General features: G+C 63.2%; 15 protein-coding genes. 10 read left to right on the top strand and 5 right to left on the bottom strand.

What is annotated here, in order from left to right; genetic code table 11:
* The first annotated feature begins 304 nt into the window (after positions 1-304).
* From AC3WVQ_RS15400 to AC3WVQ_RS15375, 6 genes are all read left to right on the top strand, one after another.
* Positions 305-1,459 (top strand): efflux RND transporter periplasmic adaptor subunit, encoded by a 1,155-nt coding sequence (locus AC3WVQ_RS15400; RefSeq protein ID WP_090299738.1) that lies wholly within the window; start codon positions 305-307, stop codon positions 1,457-1,459.
* Positions 1,456-4,632 (top strand): efflux RND transporter permease subunit, encoded by a 3,177-nt coding sequence (locus tag AC3WVQ_RS15395; RefSeq protein ID WP_090299740.1) that lies wholly within the window; start codon positions 1,456-1,458, stop codon positions 4,630-4,632. Before AC3WVQ_RS15400 ends, AC3WVQ_RS15395 begins: the two co-directional genes overlap by 4 nt.
* Positions 4,633-4,915: 283 nt before the next feature.
* A complete protein-coding gene (locus AC3WVQ_RS15390) occupies positions 4,916-5,752 on the top strand; it encodes an MBL fold metallo-hydrolase (protein ID WP_090299742.1) in 837 nt (278 codons plus the stop codon).
* Positions 5,753-5,770: 18 nt separating this feature from the next.
* Complete coding sequence (locus AC3WVQ_RS15385; protein WP_090299744.1) at positions 5,771-6,253, top strand: YML083C domain-containing protein; 483 nt, start codon at positions 5,771-5,773, stop codon at positions 6,251-6,253.
* Positions 6,254-6,338: 85 nt separating this feature from the next.
* Positions 6,339-7,085, top strand: a complete 747-nt coding sequence (locus AC3WVQ_RS15380; RefSeq protein WP_043625539.1) for a YebC/PmpR family DNA-binding transcriptional regulator — start codon at positions 6,339-6,341, stop codon at positions 7,083-7,085.
* Between the two features lie 71 nt (positions 7,086-7,156).
* The gene (locus AC3WVQ_RS15375) at positions 7,157-7,786 is read left to right on the top strand and encodes an HAD hydrolase-like protein (protein ID WP_034806206.1); all 630 of its coding nucleotides are present in this window, start codon (positions 7,157-7,159) and stop codon (positions 7,784-7,786) included.
* Positions 7,787-7,796: 10 nt separating this feature from the next.
* On the opposite strand, the gene AC3WVQ_RS15370 is transcribed toward AC3WVQ_RS15375, so the two are convergent.
* Positions 7,797-8,798, bottom strand: a complete 1,002-nt coding sequence (locus tag AC3WVQ_RS15370; RefSeq protein WP_060518594.1) for an LLM class flavin-dependent oxidoreductase — start codon at positions 8,796-8,798, stop codon at positions 7,797-7,799.
* 170 nt (positions 8,799-8,968) lie between these two features.
* On the opposite strand from AC3WVQ_RS15370, the gene ruvC reads away from it, so the two are divergent.
* From ruvC to AC3WVQ_RS15350, 4 genes are all read left to right on the top strand, one after another.
* A complete protein-coding gene (gene ruvC / locus AC3WVQ_RS15365) occupies positions 8,969-9,481 on the top strand; it encodes a crossover junction endodeoxyribonuclease RuvC (RefSeq protein ID WP_034806209.1) in 513 nt (170 codons plus the stop codon).
* 66 nt (positions 9,482-9,547) lie between these two features.
* The gene (gene ruvA, locus AC3WVQ_RS15360; RefSeq protein WP_034806211.1) at positions 9,548-10,165 is read left to right on the top strand and encodes a Holliday junction branch migration protein RuvA; all 618 of its coding nucleotides are present in this window, start codon (positions 9,548-9,550) and stop codon (positions 10,163-10,165) included.
* 96 nt (positions 10,166-10,261) lie between these two features.
* Positions 10,262-11,305 (top strand): Holliday junction branch migration DNA helicase RuvB, encoded by a 1,044-nt coding sequence (gene ruvB / locus AC3WVQ_RS15355; RefSeq protein ID WP_034806214.1) that lies wholly within the window; start codon positions 10,262-10,264, stop codon positions 11,303-11,305.
* Entirely contained in the window at positions 11,306-12,208 is a 903-nt protein-coding gene (locus AC3WVQ_RS15350) for a metallophosphoesterase (protein WP_034806217.1), read from the top strand.
* 123 nt (positions 12,209-12,331) lie between these two features.
* Here AC3WVQ_RS15350 and AC3WVQ_RS15345 read toward each other — a convergent pair whose 3' ends face one another.
* The 4 genes from AC3WVQ_RS15345 to AC3WVQ_RS15330 form a co-directional block, all read right to left on the bottom strand.
* Positions 12,332-13,540: a hypothetical protein gene (locus tag AC3WVQ_RS15345; protein WP_110819208.1), complete on the bottom strand. Its 1,209-nt coding sequence runs from the start codon at positions 13,538-13,540 to the stop codon at positions 12,332-12,334.
* Between the two features lie 179 nt (positions 13,541-13,719).
* A complete protein-coding gene (locus AC3WVQ_RS15340; RefSeq protein WP_492382864.1) occupies positions 13,720-14,610 on the bottom strand; it encodes an NAD-dependent epimerase/dehydratase family protein in 891 nt (296 codons plus the stop codon).
* On the bottom strand, positions 14,607-15,467 hold the full coding sequence (locus tag AC3WVQ_RS15335) for a glycosyltransferase (protein ID WP_090299751.1): 861 nt from the start codon (positions 15,465-15,467) through the stop codon (positions 14,607-14,609). The genes AC3WVQ_RS15340 and AC3WVQ_RS15335 overlap by 4 nt, the downstream gene beginning before the upstream one ends.
* A complete protein-coding gene (locus AC3WVQ_RS15330) occupies positions 15,464-16,684 on the bottom strand; it encodes an NAD-dependent epimerase/dehydratase family protein (RefSeq protein WP_034806229.1) in 1,221 nt (406 codons plus the stop codon). Before AC3WVQ_RS15330 ends, AC3WVQ_RS15335 begins: the two co-directional genes overlap by 4 nt.
* Between the last annotated feature and the right edge of the window lie 123 nt (positions 16,685-16,807).

Below are 16,807 nucleotides of genomic sequence, written 5' to 3'. Positions count from 1 at the left end.
GAATGGTGTGCGCAGTCCTGGATTGCGGGCATGTGCTGTTGTCGCTGCGCCACGGGCAATTGCTCGCTGCCCAGCGAATTTGACCTGACAGCGTTCGCGGGCCGAAGGGCGCAAGGCCGCTGTATCATTTGATTGCTTGTGTGACTTTGCCTCTCGGATCGCTGCCGATCCGAGGATTTGTGCGGAGCGGGACGGGTAATGCGGCTGTTTTGCGCACAGGCCCCGCTCTGAAATATTCAAAGCGATCGCGGTGGTCTGGTCGATTGGCTGCCCCTCGTGATCCAAGTGCATTCGGAGGGCATGCATGTTGTCTCAGTGGCATTTGCCGATGTTCGTCGGCGCTTCTCTTTCCCTTCTATCCGCAATCGGTGCCCAGGCGCAGGACGCGCAACTGCCCGTGGTGACCGTCGCCAAGCCGGTCGTGCGGGACGTCATCGACAGCGACGAGTTCATCGGCCGTTTCGAGCCCGTCGACGAGGTGCAGGTTCGCGCCCGCATCGGCGGCTATCTCGACGAGGTCAATTTCACCGATGGCGCCCTGGTGAAGAAGGGCGACAAGCTCTTCGTCATCGACCAGCGGCCCTATCGTACGGCTCTCTCCCAGGCCGAATCGACGCTGGAATCGGCGCGCTCGTCGCTGGAATTCGCCGAGGCCCAGTTCAAGCGGACGCAATCGCTGACGGGCACCGGCACGCTTTCGGTCTCGACGCTCGACGATCATCGCCGCGAACTCCTGTCGGCGCAGGCGCTGGTGCGCGGCGCGGAAGCGGCGGTCGAGCGTGCCAAGCTCGACCTTGACTACACCACCATCACCGCGCCGCTCAGCGGCCGCGTCGACCGGCGCCTGCTGTCGACGGGCAATCTCGTCCAGGCTGACCAGACGGTGCTGACGACGATCGTGTCGCTCGACCCGATCGATTTCTACTTCGATGTCGACGAACGGCGGCTGCTTTCCTATGCACGGGTCGCACGCGAGCGCGGCAGTGCGCTGCAGGAAGGCGGCGGCTCGCTCGAAGTGCTGGTCACCATCGCCGACTCGCAAGAGGAGCCGTTCAAGGGCAAGCTCGACTTCGCCGAAAACCGCGTCGATCCGCAGAGCGGTACGATGCGCGTCCGCGCCCGTCTCGATAACCCAAGCCTCGTGCTGCAGCCCGGTCTCTTCGGCCGTGTGCAGATCGAAGGCTCGAACACCTACAAGGCCGTCCTCATTCCGGACGAAGCGATCGGCGCCGACCAGAACGAGCGCATCGTCTACGAGGTGACTGCCGACGGAACCGTGGTGACCAAGCCCGTGCGTCTCGGCCCGAAGCTCCATGGCTACCGTGTCATCCGCTCCGGCATGACCGGCGACGAGACCATTGTCGTCAACGGTCTGATGCGGGCGCGGCCCGGCACCAAGGTGAAGCCTGAGACGGTCCAGCTTCCTCCTGAAGCGCAAGCAGCGGGGGCGGCGCAATGAGGTTTGCTCACTTCTTCGTCGACCGGCCGATCTTCGCGTCGGTGCTGTCGATCGTGCTGCTGATCGTCGGCAGTATCGCCTATTTTCAGCTTCCCGTGGCGCAGTACCCGGAAATCGCCCCGCCGACCATCGTCGTTCGCGCCGCCTATCCGGGTGCTGACGCCGATACCGTTGCCAACACCGTCGCGACGCCGCTCGAACAGGAAATCAACGGCGTCGAGAACATGCTCTATATGTCCTCCTATTCGACCGCCGACGGCTCGATGGCGCTGACGATCACCTTCAAGCTCGGCATCGACCTCGACCAGGCACAAGTGCTGGTACAGAACCGCGTGTCGATCGCGGAGCCCCGGCTGCCGGAAGAAGTCCGGCGTATCGGCATCACCACGGCCAAGAGTTCGCCCGACCTGATGATGGTCGTGCATCTCCTGTCGCCGACCGAACGCTATGACCAACTCTACGTCTCGAACTATGCGCGCACTCGTATCCGCGACCTGCTTGTCCGGCTCGATGGCGTCGGCGACGTCATCCTGTTCGGCGAGCGCGAATATGCGCTGCGTGTCTGGCTCGATCCGGAGAAGCTGTCGGCCTATGGCATGACGGCCGGTGACGTGGTGCAGGCTTTGCGCGAGCAGAACGTGCAGGTCTCCGGCGGTTCGATCGGTGGTCCGCCGGCGCCGGGCGACAGCGCGTTCCAGTACACGGTCACGACGGACGGCCGCTTCAGCGACGCGCGGCAGTTCCGCTATGTCATCGTCAAGGCGACGGAAAGCGGTCGCCTCGTGCAGCTGCAGGACGTCGCGCGTGTCGAGCTCGGTGCTCGCGAATACGTCAACAACAGCTATCTCGACGGCAGCCCGGCGGTGGCGCTCGGCATCTTCTCGCGGCCGGGCACCAATGCGCTCGACGCCGCCGAGCAGATCCAGAAGGTGATGACCGACGTTTCCAAGGACTTCCCTGACGGGCTCGAATACCGCATCGTCTACAACCCGACAGAGTTCATCTCGGAATCGATCAACGAGGTCTACAAGACGATCGCCGAGGCGGCCATTCTCGTTGCCATCGTCGTTCTCGTCTTCCTGCAATCGTGGCGCACGGCGATCATCCCGATCGTCGCAATCCCCGTGTCACTCGTCGGCACCTTCGCCTTCCTCTATGCCTTCGGTTTCTCACTGAACATGCTGACGCTGTTCGGCCTGGTGCTGGCGATCGGTATCGTCGTCGACGATGCGATCGTGGTGGTCGAGAATGTCGAGCGAAATCTCGCGCGAGGGATGACCCCGCGCGAGGCGTCGCATGTGACCATGGACGAGGTGGGGGCGGCCGTCATCGCGATCTCGCTGGTGTTGACCGCGGTGTTCGTGCCGACGGCCTTCATCCCCGGTATCGCCGGCCAGTTCTACCTGCAGTTCGCCGTGACGATCTCGGTCGCAACGGTGATTTCCGCCTTCAACTCGCTGACACTGTCACCGGCGCTGGCGGCTATCCTGTTGAAGCCGCACGAGAACGGCCATCATGAAAGCCGCAATCCGCTGACGCGCTTCGGCAAGGCCTTGGCGAACGGCTTCAACAACGGTTTCGACCGGATGGCGTCGGGCTATGCATGGGTCGTGCGCAAGCTCGTCTCGACGAAGGTGGCGCTGGCCGCGGCCCTTCTCGTCTTCGTCGGGCTGCTGGGGGCCACCTGGTACATGGCGCAGATCGTGCCGCGCGGCTTCGTGCCGACCATGGACCAGGGCTATGCGATCGTCGTCATCCAGCTGCCGGACGGCGCCTCGCTCGACCGGACGGACGCCGTCGTCAAGCGGGCCTCGAAGATCATCCAGGACGTGCCGGGCGTGAAAAGTGCTGTCGCCTTTGCCGGCTTCAACGGTGCGACCTTTACCAACGCGTCCAATTCGGGCGTGGTCTTCGCCTCCTTCGAAAGCTTCGAAGAGCGGCTGAAGAACGGGCAGGGGGCCAACCAGATCATCGGCCAGCTCTATGGCAGCCTGCAGAGCATCCAGGAAGCCTTCATCATCGCCGTGCCGCCGCCCTCGGTGCGCGGCATCGGTAACTCCGGCGGCTTCAAGATGCAGATCATGGACCGGCAGAGCTCCGACATGCGCCGCGCGCTCGGGCTTGCCTACCAGATGATGGGCGCTGCCAACCAGACGGAAGGGTTGACCGGGGTCTTCACCACCTTCTCGGCCTCCAGTCCGCAATACTTCCTGGCGATCGACCGCGACAAGGCGCGCACACTCAACGTGCCGATCCCCAACATCTTCGAGGCGCTGTCGATCAACCTCGGTACGTCCTACGTCAACGACTTCAACGCCTTTGGCCGCGTCTACCAGGTGCGGGCGCAGGCCGACCAGCAGTACCGCGTCGAGCGCGACAACATCCTGGCGCTGAAGGTGCGCTCGGCAACCGGTGCGCTGGTGCCGATGGGTACGCTTGTCGAGATCCAGGATACGGCCGGTCCGACGCTGGTGCAGCGCTACAACATGTACGTCTCGGTGCCGATCCAGGGTAACCCTGCGGTCGGTGTCTCGACCGGTACGGCTCTCGACAAGATGGAGGCGCTCGCCGCCCAGATCCTGCCGCAGGGCACGACCTTCGAGTGGACGGAACTCGCCTACCAGGAGCGCCAGACAGGCAACACCGCGGTGTTCATCTTCGCACTGTCGGTCGTCTTCGTGTTCCTGGCGCTGTCGGCCCAGTACGAAAGCTGGGTTCTGCCGCTGGCGATCATCCTGATCGTGCCGCTCGGCGTGCTGGCCGCATTGGTCGGCGTGTTCATCCGCGGGCTCGACAACAACGTGCTGACCCAGATCGGGCTCATCGTTCTGATCGGTCTTGCAGCCAAGAACGCGATCCTGATCGTCGAGTTCGCTCGGCAGGGCGAAGACGAGGGCAAGACGCCGATCGAGGCGGCGGTGGAAGCGAGCCAGCTGCGCCTGCGCCCGATCCTGATGACCGCCTTTGCCTTCATCCTCGGCGTGGTGCCGCTGATGATCGCGACCGGCCCGGGTGCCGAAATGCGCCAGTCGCTCGGCACGGCGGTGTTTTCGGGCATGCTCGGGGTAACATTCCTCGGCCTGTTCCTGACGCCGGTGTTCTACGTCGCGCTCCGGTCGTTCCGGCGACGCAAGGCGGCGGTGAGCGAACCGGCGCCGCACCCGGCCGAATAGGGCAGGCCCGACGATAATCTGACGAATGCCCCGGCAGCAATGCCGGGGCATTCGGCTTTGACGAGGCTATCGTTACCTTATCGGCCTCAGGGTCGGTGACGTAAACGTGAGCACCGCCTGCCCTTTGTAACTGGACGTGGCCGGGCCCTTGAACAATTCTTTCCGCGCCCCGTGACGCCACCGTTCGGTCGAGCGAAGGCAAAGGCTTCCATTCGCTGTTCAATACCTGCCTGCCGCGTGCCCCCAAGGCCCGAGGTCAGGCGGCAAGTGAGAGAGGTGAAGGCTGATGCTCCGGTACTTTGTCTACACATTCGCCGCCATATGGTTCATCCACGCGTTCTGGCCATCGGTCGCCCATGCGCAGCAACAGCCGCGCCCTGTCAGCCAATGCCAGGCGATCGCCGAAACGCTCCCCCAGGCGACCTTTGCCAGTTTCACGCCCGCGGCTGCCACCAAGGGGCAGACGACGGCCGGCGAGGTGACGATCAGCTATCTCGGCCATTCCACCTTCCTGATCGAGACGCCCGGCGGCGTCTCGATCGCAACCGACTATAGCGGCTGGTATGCACCGTCGATGCCGCCGATGGTCGCGACCATGAACAAGGCGCATTCGAGCCACTACACGCTGACGCCGGATCCGGCGATCAAGACCGTGCTGCATGGCTGGAGCGATAGCGGCCAACCGGCGCGCCACGATCTCGTGGTCGGCGACGCCCACATCCGCAACGTGACGACCGACATCCGCGCCGGCGGCGGCGCCATGGAGCACGACGGGAACTCGATCTTCATCTTCGAGGTGGCGGATCTCTGCATCGGCCATCTGGGCCATCTGCACCATGAACTCGACGACAGCCACTACAGCCAGATTGGCCGGCTGGACGTGCTCATGGTGCCTGTCGATGGCGGCCTGACCATGGGTGCCGAGAGCATGAGCCGGGTGGTCAGCCGGCTGCGCGCCTCGCTGATCCTGCCGATGCACCGCCGTGGCCCGCCGATCGACGCCTTTCTGGACATGTTCGGCGACGACTACGACAAGCGTTACGCCGACAGCGCCAGTATCAAAGTATCCCTGCGTTCCTTGCCAAGCAAACCACTGATTTATATCCTCAAGGGCGTTTGAACATCCTGGGATCGCCCGATGAAGTTGCTCGTGGTTGGCGTATCGTTCTTTCTCTCCTTCTCGACTCTTGCCGAGGCCGGTGGCGCGCCGCCGCCGCGCATGCCGTCTCCCGAGGGGCAACAGCCGCAAAGCCAGCCGGAGACCACGGTCCGACCGGCGGGTGAGCCGGAGATCTTCGCGATGCCCTCGGGCAATATCGGCTGTATCTACACGCCGGCTGGCGGCACGTCCGTCTATCAGCCCGCCGATGGCGGTCCGGAGCTGGCCTGCGATATCGTCGCGCCGCGTTATGTCAGGGCGACCCTTGGCCGGGCGGGAGCCGCCACGCTCAATCACGCCGTCGGCGATCCCAGCTGCTGTTCGACTGGGACTGTGCTCGACTATGGGCAAAGCTGGTCGCGAGGGCCGTTCTCCTGCGTGTCGGAACGCACTGGCCTTTCCTGCCGCCGTGACGACGGACACAGCTTCCTCTTGAGCCGCGCGCAGGTCTCGGCCAACTGAAAAACCGCCCCCCGGCTGGACGGAAAGCGGCAATAAAACTATAAGGCGCCCCATTCCATTCAAATTAATGCATGCAGAGGGTGCCATGGCTGGCCATTCACAGTTCAAGAACATCATGCACCGCAAGGGCCGTCAGGATGCGGTGCGCTCGAAAATGTTTTCCAAGCTCGCGCGCGAAATCACGGTTGCCGCCAAGTCGGGCATGCCCGATCCCGCGATGAACGCGCGCCTGCGCCTGGCGATCCAGAACGCCAAGGCGCAGTCGATGCCGAAGGACAACATCGAACGGGCGATCAAGAAGGCCTCTGGCGGCGACGCGGAGAACTACGAAGAAGTCCGCTACGAGGGTTATGGCCCGGGCGGCGTTGCCGTCATCGTCGAAGCCTTGACCGACAACCGCAACCGCACCGCCTCGAACGTGCGCTCGACCTTCACCAAGGCCGGCGGCGCGCTCGGCGAAACCGGCTCGGTTTCCTTCTCCTTCGATCGCGTCGGCGAGATCACCTACAAGCTCTCCGTCGGTGACGCCGACAAGGTGATGGATGCGGCGATCGAAGCGGGTGCCGACGACGTCACCACCGACGAGGACGGCCACACGATCATCTGCGGTTTCGAAGCGATCGGCGAAGTGTCCAAGGCGCTCGAAGACACGCTCGGCGAAGCCGAAACGGTCAAGGCGATCTGGAAGGCACAGAACACCGTTCCGGTCGATGAAGAAAAGGCGCAGTCGCTGATGAAGCTCATCGACATCCTTGAAGACGACGACGACGTCCAGAACGTCTATTCGAACTTCGAAGTCTCGGACGAGATCCTGGCGAAGCTGTCGGCCTGATTGGGACGACCGTCGCTCGCAGAATTTTCACCCGCGTCCGAAAGGCCGCGGGTTTTTCTTTGGATGGCTCGATGACCTATGAATTCGCGATCTTCGATTTCGACGGCACGCTTGCCGATACGGCGGCGAGTTTCATGACGGCGTGCAACGCGGCTGCACGGCGCTACGGCTTCCGCGAACTCTCGGTCGAGGAGTTCCAGTCGTTGCGCACCATGGGCAGCCGCGAGATCATCGCGCATCTCGGCGTGCCCGTTTGGAAACTGCCGCAGATCGCCACCTTCATGCGCCGTGCTATGGCGACTGAAGCGGCAAGCGTCCGGCTGTTTCCGGGCGCCGCTGAGCTTCTCTGGAAATTGAAGGCGGCGGGCATCGGCATTGCGATCGTGAGTTCGAACGCGGAGCAGGGTATTCGCGCCGCACTCGGCGAAGCGGCAGCGACGATTGATCTCTTCGAATGCGGTGCCGCGCTTTTCGGCAAGGCACAGCACTTCAAGCGTGCGATCCGGCACTCCGGCCTCGATGCGGCTCGCATCCTGGCGATCGGCGACGAGGCGCGCGATATCGATGCGGCGCGAAAGGCGGGCGTGGCGGCCGGTGCGGTTGCCTGGGGCTATGCCGACCCGGTCTTCCTGCAAGGGCTCGGGCCGGATCGGTTCTTTGCCAATCTGGAAGAGATCGCACCCGCTTTCGGGGCGATCTGATCGGCCGGCTTTACGCCGCCTTGGCGAGATCGCGCTGGGCGTCGGCGAAGAGGCGAAGCGAATTCAGCCGCGCCTGCATGTCGAAGATCGGCATGGAGATGATCAGTTCGTCGGCCTTTGTCTGCTCGAGGAACGCCCCGATCTTGCGCCGGATCGTCTCTGGCCCTCCGACCACCGCATACATCATCGAATGGTCGACGAAGATCTTCTCGTCATAGCTCCAAAGCCCATCCATCGACTGGACCGGCGGCGGAAACTGCCCGCGCGCGTTGCGGCGCAGGGCCACGAAGGATTGCTGCATGGAGGTGAAGAGGTAGTTCGCCTCCTCGTCCGTATCGGCGGCAACCCCCATGACGCCGACCATCACCTGCGGCTTGGCAAGGGTCTCGGAGGGGGTAAAGCGCTCGCGGTAGATCTCCAGCGCCGAGAGCAGCATGTCCGGCGCGAAATGCGAGGCGAAGGCGAAGGGCAGGCCGAGCATGCCGGCGAGATGGGCGCTGAAATGGCTTGAGCCGAGCAGCCAGATCGGCACATTGGTGTCGGCGCCGGGCACGGCGATGATCTTCTGGTCCTCGGCGACGGGGCCGAGCAGTGCCTGCAGTTCGACGACGTCGTTCGGGAAGTTGTTGCCGCTCGCCTCCATGTTGCGTCGGAGGGCCTGGGCGGTGCGCATGTCGGTTCCGGGCGCACGGCCGAGGCCGAGGTCGATGCGGCCGGGGTAGAGGGCGGCGAGCGTTCCGAACTGTTCGGCGATGACAAGCGGCGAGTGGTTCGGCAGCATGATGCCGCCGGAGCCGACACGGATCGTCTTCGTCGCTGCCGCCACGTGCGAGATCACGATCGAGGTCGCCGCACTGGCGATGCCCTTCATGCCGTGATGTTCGGCCAGCCAGAAGCGGGTGTAGCCGTTCTCCTCGGCCGCCTGGGCCAGACGGCGCGAATTCTCCAGCGATTGGGCGACGCTGCCGCCTTCAGTGATCGGGGAAAGATCGAGGACGGAGAAAGTCGCCATGGTAAAGGCCTTTATTGAGAGAAATTGATGCAAGGCTATGTAAGCTCAATTTTCCTCAATCCAAGGGCGGTGCCGAAGAAAACCTGAGGCCGCGCCTCAACTGTGCGTATGTTTTTGTTTTGTTCACTTTTTGCTGGCAGCGTCCGGACTGACATCATAGGGTGAAATTCATGCAGACCACGATTCGCATCATCGGCATCGATCCGGGGCTCCGTCGTACCGGCTGGGGCATCATCGAGACGCTCGGCAATTCGTTGCGTTTCGTCGCCTCGGGCACGGTGACGTCGGATGGCGACATGGACCTCGCCTCCAGACTTTGCCAGCTGCATGACGGCCTTGCCGAGGTGGTGCACAGCTATCAGCCACACGAGGCGGCGGTGGAGCAGACCTTCGTCAACAAGGACGCGACAGCGACGCTGAAACTCGGCCAGGCGCGCGGCATCGCCATGCTGGTACCGGCACGCGCAGGCCTCAGGGTCGCCGAATATGCGCCGAACGCGGTCAAGAAGGCGGTGATCGGTGTCGGCCATGGCGAGAAGCAGCAGATCCACATGATGCTGAAGGTTCTGATGCCGAAGGCCGAGTTCAAGGGCAACGATGCGGCGGACGCACTGGCGATCGCTATCTGCCATGCCCACAACCGGCAATCGGTGACGAGCCGGCTTGCCGCATTGATGGCGTAGTTGCGCCCGACACGATAATTTCCGATGGTCCGATGACCATCCAGAACCCACCGCGAGAGACGCCACATGATCGGCAAATTGAAGGGTACCATCGACGAGATCGCCGAGGATCACGTCGTGCTCGATGTGCATGGCGTCGGCTACGTTGCCTTTTGTTCGGCGCGCACGCTGTCCAGGCTCGGATCGGCGGGCGAGGCGGCGGTGCTCTTCATCGAGACGTATGTGCGCGAAGACCAGTTGAAGCTGTTCGGCTTCCTGACGGCGCTGGAGCGGGAATGGTTCCGGCTGTTGCAGAGCGTGCAGGGGGTCGGCTCGAAAGTGGCGCTGGCCGTGCTTTCCACCCTGACGCCGGGGGAATTGGCCAATGCGATCGCGCTGCAGGACAAGACCTCCGTCTCCCGTGCGCCCGGTGTCGGGCCCAAGGTGGCGGTGCGCATCGTCACGGAACTGAAGAACAAGGCGCCGTCCTTCGCCGGCGAGATGTCGGCCTCGATCGGCCTCAAGCAGGAGCTTGGCGAAGGCGTCGCCTCCGCGCCGGTTTCCGATGCGGTTTCGGCGCTCACCAATCTCGGCTACTCGCGCGACCAGGCGGCCAATGCCGTTGCGGCGGCCTTGAAGAACGGCGGCGAAGGCGGCGACAGCGCCAAGCTCATTCGCCTTGGCCTGAAAGAACTGGCGCGATGAACGCTTGCCTTGGCTGGGCACAGAAGGCAGAACGCATCGTGCCCGGCATGATGACGGGTTGCAGCGCTCAGCTGCCCGACCGAATGGAACGAACGCATGACTGACGCCGCACGCCTGATAACGCCGGAAAAGCGCGGTGAAGACCTCGATGCGACCATGCGCCCGCAGACGCTGGATGACTTCACCGGCCAGGCGGAAGCGCGCGCCAACCTGAAGATCTTCATCGAGGCGGCAAAAAATCGCGGCGAGGCGCTGGACCACGTGCTCTTCGTCGGCCCTCCCGGGCTCGGCAAGACGACGCTGGCGCAGATCATGGCCAAGGAGCTCGGCGTCAATTTCCGCTCGACCTCCGGCCCTGTGATCGCCAAGGCCGGCGATCTCGCGGCCCTGCTCACCAATCTCGAAGAGCGCGACGTGCTCTTCATCGACGAAATCCACCGGCTCAATCCGGCCGTCGAGGAAATCCTCTATCCTGCGATGGAGGACTTCCAGCTCGACCTCATCATCGGCGAAGGCCCGGCGGCGCGGTCGGTGAAGATCGACCTGTCGAAGTTCACGCTGGTGGCGGCAACCACCCGCCTCGGGCTTCTGACGACGCCGCTTCGCGACCGTTTCGGCATTCCGGTGCGGCTCAATTTCTACACGGTCGAAGAGCTGGAATCGATCGTCCGGCGTGGCGCCCGGCTGATGGGCCTCGGCATGACCGACGACGGCGCCCGCGAGATCGCCCGCCGCGCCCGCGGTACGCCGCGCATCGCCGGCCGGCTGTTGCGCCGGGTGCGCGACTTCGCCGAAGTGGCGCGTGCCGAAGCCGTGACCAAGGAGCTCGCGGACGAGGCGCTGACGCGGCTGCTCGTCGACAATATGGGCCTCGACCAGCTCGACCGGCGCTACCTCTTCATGATCGCGCAGAACTTCGGCGGCGGTCCCGTCGGCATCGAAACCATAGCTGCGGGCCTTTCGGAGCCGCGTGATGCGATTGAAGACATCATCGAGCCTTATCTGATCCAGCAGGGCTTCATCCAACGCACGCCGCGCGGCCGTATTTTGACCGCCAATGCCTGGAAACATATCGGCCTTAATCCCCCCAAGGAGATGGAGGCGACCCAGTTTCGCCTGACATTAGAGGACGACGACTAGATGATCAGCCGCCGCGGATTGTTGAAACTGATCGGCGGCGGTATCGTCAGCATGGCGGCACTGGGCGGCTACGCCTTTGCCGTCGAACCTCTGGCCCGGCTGAACGTCACCCGATACAAATTGACGCCACCCAATTGGACACCGGGCCTCAAGCTGCGCGCCGTCGTGCTCACCGACATCCACGCGTGCGAGCCCTGGATGCCGGCAAGCCGTATCGCTTCGATCTGCCGGCAGGCCAACAGCCTTGGCGGCGATATCACGCTGCTGCTCGGCGACTATGTGGCCGGCATGAACCTCGTCACCAGCTATGTGCATTCCAGCGAATGGTCGAAGGCGCTGGCCACACTCGAGGCGCCGCTCGGCGTCCACGCGGTCATGGGCAATCATGACTGGTGGGAAGACCGGACCGCGCAGAAGAACGGCGGCGGGCCGACCTTCGGGCATAAGGCGCTGCAGGACGTCGGCATCAACGTCTATAGCAACCGGGCGGTGAGACTGGAGAAGGAGGGGCAGGGCTTCTGGATCGCTGGCCTCGAAGATCAGCTTGCCTTGGTGCCCGGCAAGAAGTGGCAACGCAAGCGCATGAGCGGTCTCGACGATCTCGACGGTACGCTCGCCCAGGTGAGCGATACTGATCCGGTCATCCTCATGGCGCATGAGCCGGATGTGTTCCCGCGTGTTCCGTCGCGTGTCGCGCTGACACTGTCGGGCCATACCCATGGCGGCCAGGTGCGGTTTCTCGGCTATGCGCCGGTCGTGCCCTCGCGTTTCGGCGAGCGTTACGCCTACGGCCATGTGACCGAGAACGATTGCAATCTGATCGTTTCCGGCGGTCTCGGCTGCTCGCTTGCGCCGGTTCGCTTCGGCATGCCGCCGGAGATCGTGGTGATCGATCTCGGCTGAGCGACAAATTCCGGGTTCGTCCGGTCTTGCGCTGAAAGAGCCTGGCATCGAGACGACGCCAGGCCTGTTTGCTTCCGCCCGCCCGCTCTGTTGAGCCGAGCAGCGCCCGTTTGTCACGGTGCGTCAGGCGGCCCTGATGGCTCCGCTTCGCACTGCGCCCCGCAGGCCGGACGCCACCTCATAGGTGCCGGTGACCAGTAGCAGGCCGTCCGCGCACTGGTACCATTCCCCCTCGCTCATGCTCTTTATCGACGCACTGAGTGTTGCCAGTTCAACAGAGCCGGGCGGTGTGCTGATGATCCGTTCGGCGACCCAGCTATCGAGCCAGGCCTGGTTTGCCGGCGAAACGGCCTCGAGCGCGATTTGCGGGTGCTGGTCGAAGTAGGTCTGGACGGCCAGGTTGGTTGGCGCGATGACGATCTGGTCAAGATTGCTGTCGCCGAGCGCATCGATCACACGAGAGTTTTCCAGCGCTGCCAGGAAGGTGTCGGTCTTGCCGTCCCGACCGGTCGAAGAGGCGAGGGAGCGCAATGTCTCCAGTATCGTCGGCAGCGGCGGAATAACCTCGATGTCGCTGGTGCCCGTCCTGGTAAGGGACTGGTAGACGAGATCGATCTCGGGCGTGAACGACCGCTTGCGAATGCCGCGGGTCCAATTGAACTCGAAGTCCACTTCGAAGCGCCCTTTGAAGTTGGGCGTCGCGCCTTGCGGGACCTCGATGATCGCGGCCGCATTCCAGATGTAACCGGCATAGGACGGGCGACCGGGATTTGCCGGCACTCCCGCCGAAACCCAGCCGACATGGGGCAATCTCGCCTGCCACTCGATCGATTGCGTTGCGGGGCGTGCCGCAAACGAAACCTCGGAGGCCGTGAAGCTGACACCGACATTGGCGCTGAGCGAGGCGCCGCCCTTCGGGCCTTCCTTGCTGTATTCGGCGCTGAGCTCGCCGCCGATCGAGAAACTGATCGTCGCTTGCTCGACGGTGCTGTTCGGCCCGAACGTTACGAGCCGCGCCTGCTGCGAGTTCGTCTCGAGGCGCAGCTTCATGTGATTGGCGTAAAAGCCGACCGATACCCAGTTGGACGACGGAGTGGATGGCGAACCCTGGATGCCGTGATAGACATCCCCGACGACGAGGTAGTAGTCGCGCGTCAGATTCTGGTTGCCGCGCATCAGTTTGTAGACCGAAAGCAAGGCGTTTGCAGTCAAGGTTTGCGATGAGGTCTTGACCGTGCCCCAGCCGAAATCCTTGCCGCCATTCGTTTTCCATTCACCGTTCAAAGTGCCGACAAGCTTCCAGACTTCAGGATTCAACGTCTCGATAGGCATGATTGATTTCCTTCGAAGCGCCGTCGATCGACGGGAGGGTTGAGCTTTTTGCACGGACCGGAACCGTTCCGCGCAGCCAACATAGCTCGGAATTTCGGCGGCAACCTTGGGTATTAAATTGTAAATTAATACTCCTTAAAGGAGTCCTTGATCGACACAGAACGGCTCTACGCAGCGTCTCAGCCGAGCAGCTTTTCGATCGTCTCGTGCAGCCGCGGGAGCCCGCCCGGCGTCCAGCCGAGCGCGTGCAGACGGCCACAGTCCATCGCGTTGAATTCGGTCAATGCGGCCGGTTCGGGCAGGTCGTTCATACAACCGGTGATTTGGCGAACGATTTCCAGAATGATGCTGTTGTCGACGAGGATATCGGAGACGTTGAAGACCGAAACCGGTGAGCGGCGCGTTTCCGCTTCGAGCACGAGGCGCACGGCGGCTGCGACATCGTCGCCATGCACTTCCGTGCCGGCCCGCGGTGCAACCGGGCGGCCCTGCAGATAGTCGTCGAACAGGGCCTGCCATTTGTGCGACGCCCCGTTGCCCGGTGCTCCGTAGACGCCGGTGACGCGTAGGCTTGCTGTCCTGAAGTCGTCCGTGCCCAGCAGTTCTAATTGCCGCTCCGCCGCAAGCTTGAGCGCGCCATAGAGGCTCTCGGGATGGCAGGTCGATCCCTCCGACAGCACGGCGCCTGCTGGGTGCGTTCCGTAGACCGCGCGGCTCGACAGGAAGATGCAGCGACCTACGCCCTGTTCGCGTGCCGTTTCGAAAAGCCGGACCGAACCATCGAGATTGGCGCGGCGGAAGCTCTCGGGATCATCGCCTTCGCCGCCTCGATATCGGCCAGGGATGTGCTGGAAGGCGGCATGGACGAAACACTGGACATTGCCGAAGGCCGCGCTGTGATCGATCGTCGGATCGAGCGACAGGGGCACGAAACCAACAGGCCCGCTGAAGAAGGTGTTTGGGGCCCGCGTGCGACCGCCGATCACAACCTCGTACCCCGCCAGAAGCAGATGCTCGACGATGAAGCGGCCGACGAAGCCCGTGCCGCCGGAGACAAGCGCGCGGGTCATCGGCGGACCGGGTTGGTGAGCGATGCGATGTCCGGAATATCGTCTCCTGTCAGGTAGCCATGCCAGAGATCGATAAGCGGCTGCAGGGTCTCCCGGCGCGGATGATCCGTCTCCCAGGGCTTTTCATACTGGTAATGCAGCACGCCGATTGAGCCCCAGTCCCAGAGTTCGGGCAGGTTGAACCAGACATATTGCAGCATGTTCATCGTCACTGGCAGACCGTGCCAGTCCGGGAAGAAGGCTTGCAGGAAGGTCTGGTCGGTGCGCGGCCAGAAGGCGTCCGGCGCATCAAGCTGGGTGATCATCCTGTCGAAGGTCGCCATTGACGGTTCGGCGACGAAGACGCCGGAATTCAGCCGATGAAAGTCCGCAAGGCTTTCGTAGACATTGGGGGCAGCGGAGAATTCCGGATAGGCAAACAGCCGGTCGATGTTCCGGAGCACGACCGCATCGGCGTCGATGAAGACGCAGCGCCGATATTCGGTAAGCTGCCAGAGCCGGAGCTTGCAGAAGTTGTCGAGCGGCGAGTGGAAGTCGGGCTTTCGGCCTTTCGTGAAGGGCGCCTTATCATGCACGTTCCGGCGCTGGTGGCGCGCGTTGAAGGCGTCGGAAAGCGGCAGAAGGTCGGTCTCCACCAGCCGGCAGCCGAATTCGGCAAGCGGCGCCAGTACATCGACAGAAACGCCGCCCGTGTGCAGCACGACGATATCGGCCCTCGTGCCCGTCCGTGTTATGGAGCGCGCCAGTGCGCGGGCGCCAAGCGCATAATCGGCATTGGTGACGAGCGTCACATAGGCATGGTCGGCTTGGGGAGGCGAGGAGGGGCGGAGCCCCTCCGAAGGATCGTTCGATGTCATGAAACGGATTTCAGCCGCTTGCCCTCTGGGTCGTGGTTGATCAGCGGCGCGATGTCCTTGGTCCAGGCGGAGACGGCGGGCACGCGCGTTCTGTCGACACGATAGGCGAATTTCTTGGCGACATCGACGATTTCCGAAAGCAATCCGTCCTGCAGCCGCGTCGGGTTGAGACCGAGGCTCAGGAATTTCTCGTTGTGCACGACGAGTTCGTTCTCGGCAGCTTCCTTGCGCGGGTTCGGCAACCGGGCGATCTCAGCCCCCGATATCGAGGCGATCATTTCGGCGAGATCGCGCACCCGGTGGGTCTCGGTCATCTGGTTGAAGATCTCGACACGGCTGCCGCGCGCCGGTGGGTTCGTGAGCGCCAGCTCGATGCATCGCACCGAATCCTGGATGTGAATGAAGGCGCGGGTCTGGCCGCCGGTGCCGTGCACGGTCAGCGGATAACCGATTGCCGCCTGGATGAGGAAACGATTGAGCACGGTGCCATAGTCGCCGTCATAGTCGAAGCGGTTGATGAGCTGGGCGTGGCGGCGCGTCTGCTCGGTATGCGTACCCCAGACGATGCCCTGGTGCAGGTCGGTGATCCGAAGCCCGTCGTTCTTGGCATAGAACTGGAAGAGCAACTGATCCAGGCACTTGGTCATGTGGTAGATCGAGCCGGGATTGGAGGGGTAGAGGATCTCCTGGCTGACGGTCTCGCCGCCCATCGTTTCGATGCCGACAGGCAGATAGCCCTCGGGGATCGCCGCGCCGATGGTGGAGTAGCCGTAGACGCCCATGGTGCCGAGATGCACGAGGTGGGCGTCGAGGCTGAGTTCGACCAGCGCGTTCAGAAGATTGTGCGTGGCGTTGACGTTGTTGTTGACCGTGTAGTTCTTGTGGCGGTCGCTCTTCATCGAATAGGGCGCGGCACGCTGTTCGGCAAAATGCACGATGGCGTCAGGGCGATGGTCGGCGAGCCAGTTCTTCAGGAGTTCGTAGTCGCGGGCGAGATCGATCAGGTTGAAATGGATGCGCCGGCCGGTTTCGGCATGCCAGATACGCGTGCGTTCCTGGATCGAATCCATCGGCGTCAGCGATTGTACGCCCAGTTCCGTGTCGATCCAGCGGCGGGAGAGATTGTCGAGGATATGAACGTCGTGACCGGCATCGGACAAATGAAGGGCCGTGGGCCAACCGACGAAACCGTCGCCGCCGAGAATCGCAATCTTCATGCACGTTCTCCTGATCGCAAAGGAAGTCCGTCACGTGATAGGATAGGATTGTGACAAGGCTGCAATGCTTGCAAACGGCTTTTTGTTCCTGCACAGGAAACGGGAAATTCTTTCGGAGAAAAG

This window comes from Ensifer sp. EB106-05-01-XG146, assembly GCF_058791875.1.
The sequence above is the reverse complement of the archived record's forward strand: the minus strand, read 5'-3'. Positions and strand labels throughout refer to the sequence as shown.